1 tRNA gene and 2 rRNA genes are annotated in these 3,532 nt (G+C 53.2%); all 3 read left to right on the plus strand.

Annotated features, from left to right (window positions below):
- Positions 1-147: 147 nt before the first annotated feature.
- The 3 genes from ACR0CW_RS22930 to ACR0CW_RS22940 all read left to right on the plus strand — a co-directional run bounded on the left by ACR0CW_RS22930 (position 148) and on the right by ACR0CW_RS22940 (position 3,437).
- Positions 148-2,974: ribosomal RNA gene (locus ACR0CW_RS22930) — 23S ribosomal RNA — on the plus strand.
- A gap of 182 nt (positions 2,975-3,156) precedes the next feature.
- Positions 3,157-3,271, plus strand: a 5S ribosomal RNA gene (rrf, locus tag ACR0CW_RS22935).
- Positions 3,272-3,360: 89 nt separating this feature from the next.
- A tRNA-Met gene (locus tag ACR0CW_RS22940) sits at positions 3,361-3,437 on the plus strand.
- Positions 3,438-3,532: the final 95 nt, after the last annotated feature.

Below are 3,532 nucleotides of genomic sequence, written 5' to 3' on the forward strand. Positions count from 1 at the left end.
ATTCTCCATGCGGGGCCGACCGACATCGGCAGCATGGGTTCCAGGATGGAAGGCGGGAAAGTATGCTTTTGGTTCAGAATAAAGGTTCGGGGTTGTTCCAGCTTCCCTGTGACCGCGAGAGGCTTCGGTCTTTCTTTTTCTGGATCAAATCAAGCGCGAGAAGGGCGTTTGGTGAATGCCTTGGCAGCAAGAGGCGATGAAAGACGTGATACTCTGCGATAAGCCATGGGGAGCTGAGAATAAGCTTTGATCCATGGATCTCTGAATGGGGCAACCCACCTGAAAGCTTCATATTGTTATCTTTGATAATCAATATGTTGCTTAAACAGGTACTTAAGACCTGAATACATAGGGTTTTAAGAGCAAACCCGGGGAACTGAAACATCTAAGTACCCGGAGGAAAGGAAATCAATTGATACTCCCCTAGTAGCGGCGAGCGAACGGGGACCAGCCGAGCCAGATAAGTGACTAGAACACGTTGGGAAGCGTGGCCATAGCGGGTGACAGCCCCGTATAGGAAGCTTTGATGGACGTATTAAGTAGGGCGGAACACGTGAAATTCTGTCTGAAGATCGGAGGACCACCTTCGAAGGCTAAGTACTCCTTGCTGACCGATAGCGAACCAGTACCGTGAGGGAAAGGTGAAAAGCACCCCGACGAGGGGAGTGAAACAGTACCTGAAACCGAACGCCTACAATCAGTCGGAGGCTCCTTGCGAGCTGACGGCGTACCTTTTGTATAATGGGTCATCGACTTGGTCTCACGAGCAAGCTTAAGCCGTTAGGTGTAGGCGTAGCGAAAGCGAGTCTTAATAGGGCGTATGAGTTCGTGGGATCAGACCCGAAACCGAGTGATCTAGGCATGGCCAGGTTGAAGGTAAGGTAACACTTACTGGAGGACCGAACCCACATCTGTTGAAAAAGATCGGGATGAGCTGTGCCTAGGGGTGAAAGGCCAATCAAACTCGGAGATAGCTGGTTCTCTGCGAAATCTATTTAGGTAGAGCGTCATCCGAATACCCCGGGGGGTAGAGCACTGGATGGGTAATGGGGCCCCACAGGCTTACTGATCCTAACCAAACTCCGAATACCCGGGAGTACTAGATGGCAGACACACTGCGGATGCTAACGTCCGTAGTGGAGAGGGAAACAACCCTGACCTACGACTAAGGCCCCCAATTCATGGCTAAGTGGGAAAGCAGGTGGGACGACCAAAACAACCAGGAGGTTGGCTTAGAAGCAGCCATCCTTTAAAGATAGCGTAACAGCTCACTGGTCTAAATAAGTTGTCCTGCGGCGAAGATGTAACGGGGCTCAAGCCATGAGCCGAAGTCTAGGGATGCGTAAGCATCGGTAGCAGAGCGTAGTGTGACATAGTCTCATTCCTCCTTCATGCCTTCGGGCAGATTGGAGGAGAGAGGCTTTCGATGAAGCCGGGGCGTGAGCCATCCGGTGGAGAGATCACTAGTGAGAATGATGACATGAGTAGCGACAAAGAGTGTGAGAGACACTCTCGCCGAAAGTCCAAGGGTTCCTGCTTAAAGCTAATCTGAGCAGGGTAAGCCGGCCCCTAAGCCGAGGCCGAAAGGCGTAGGCGATGGGAACTAGGTTAATATTCCTAGGCCAGGAGGATGTGACGGATCACAGGTGTAGTTCAATCTTATCGGATTGATTGGGCTGCTGAGTGGTTCCTGGAAATAGCCCTCCATCAGACCGTACCCTAAACCGACACAGGTGGACTGGTAGAGCATACCAAGGCGCTTGAGAGAACGATGTTGAAGGAACTCGGCAAAATACCTCCGTAAGTTCGCGAGAAGGAGGCCCGGTTCCTAGGCAACTAGGGGCTGGGGGCACAAACCAGGGGGTGGCGACTGTTTATTAAAAACACAGGGCTCTGCGAAGTCGCAAGACGACGTATAGGGTCTGACGCCTGCCCGGTGCCTGAAGGTTAAAAGGAGAGGTGAGAGCCTTGAATTGAAGCCCAGGTAAACGGCGGCCGTAACTATAACGGTCCTAAGGTAGCGAAATTCCTTGTCGGGTAAGTTCCGACCTGCACGAATGGCGTAACGACTTCCCCGCTGTCTCCAACATCGACTCAGCGAAATTGAATTGCCTGTCAAGATGCAGGCTTCCCGCGGTTAGACGGAAAGACCCCGTGCACCTTTACTACAGCTTCGCACTGGCATCAGGATTGTGATGTGCAGGATAGGTGGTAGGCTTTGAAGCAGGAACGCAAGTACCTGTGGAGCCTCCCTTGAGATACCACCCTTCGCACTCTTGATGTCTAACCGCGGTCCGTTATCCGGATCCGGGACCCTGCGTGGCGGGTAGTTTGACTGGGGCGGTCGCCTCCTAAAGCGTAACGGAGGCGCGCGAAGGTTGGCTCAGAGCGGTCGGAAATCGCTCGTTGAGTGCAATGGCAGAAGCCAGCCTGACTGCGAGACTGACAAGTCGAGCAGAGTCGAAAGACGGCCATAGTGATCCGGTGGTCCCGAGTGGAAGGGCCATCGCTCAACGGATAAAAGGTACGCCGGGGATAACAGGCTGATACTGCCCAAGAGTCCATATCGACGGCAGTGTTTGGCACCTCGATGTCGGCTCATCTCATCCTGGGGCTGGAGCAGGTCCCAAGGGTACGGCTGTTCGCCGTTTAAAGAGGTACGTGAGCTGGGTTTAGAACGTCGTGAGACAGTTCGGTCCCTATCTGCCGTGGGTGTAGGAGACTTGAGAGGAGTTGCCCCTAGTACGAGAGGACCGGGGTGAACGATCCACTGGTGGACCAGTTGTCGTGCCAACGGCAGTGCTGGGTAGCTATGATCGGACAGGATAACCGCTGAAGGCATCTAAGCGGGAAGCCCCCCTCAAAACAAGGTCTCCCTGAGGGCCGTGGAAGACCACCACGTCAATAGGCCGGAGATGTAAGCGCAGTAATGCGTTCAGTTGACCGGTACTAATCGCCCGATAGGCTTGATTTGATCCAGTAATGGAAAGACAAATCAAAAGCATACACTGACCTTGAGTTGGACAACGTTGATTGATGTGAAACCCCGTAAGGGGTGACATAACAACCGAGTGGCAACGCGCATTTGCACGCAAATACGCTGCCTGCCACTCGTCGCGCTTTGCACAGCAAAGCTGCGAAGGGGATTTTCCTCGGTTTGGTGGTCATAGCGCAAGTGAAACACCCGGTCCCATACCGAACCCGGAAGTTAAGCACTGCCGCGCCAATGGTACTTGGGCTTAAGCCCCGGGAGAGTAGGTCACCGCCAAACCTAGAAAAATCCCCAATCTCTCAAAAACGATGAAAAGAACACTACCCGGTCTCAAGTAGCCGAATAGGCGGTAGACCAACGCTAAGTGTCGCGGGATGGAGCAGCCCGGTAGCTCGTCAGGCTCATAACCTGAAGGTCGCAGGTTCAAATCCTGCTCCCGCAACCAACGTCAGAAAATCTCCGTACAGCCCGTTCAGACTACAATTGATCCACTGGATCAATTGCTTGACGGCTTCACATCGTCAGGCTCATAACCTGAAG

The sequence above is a fragment of the Ruegeria sp. CH6 genome, from assembly GCF_056537005.1.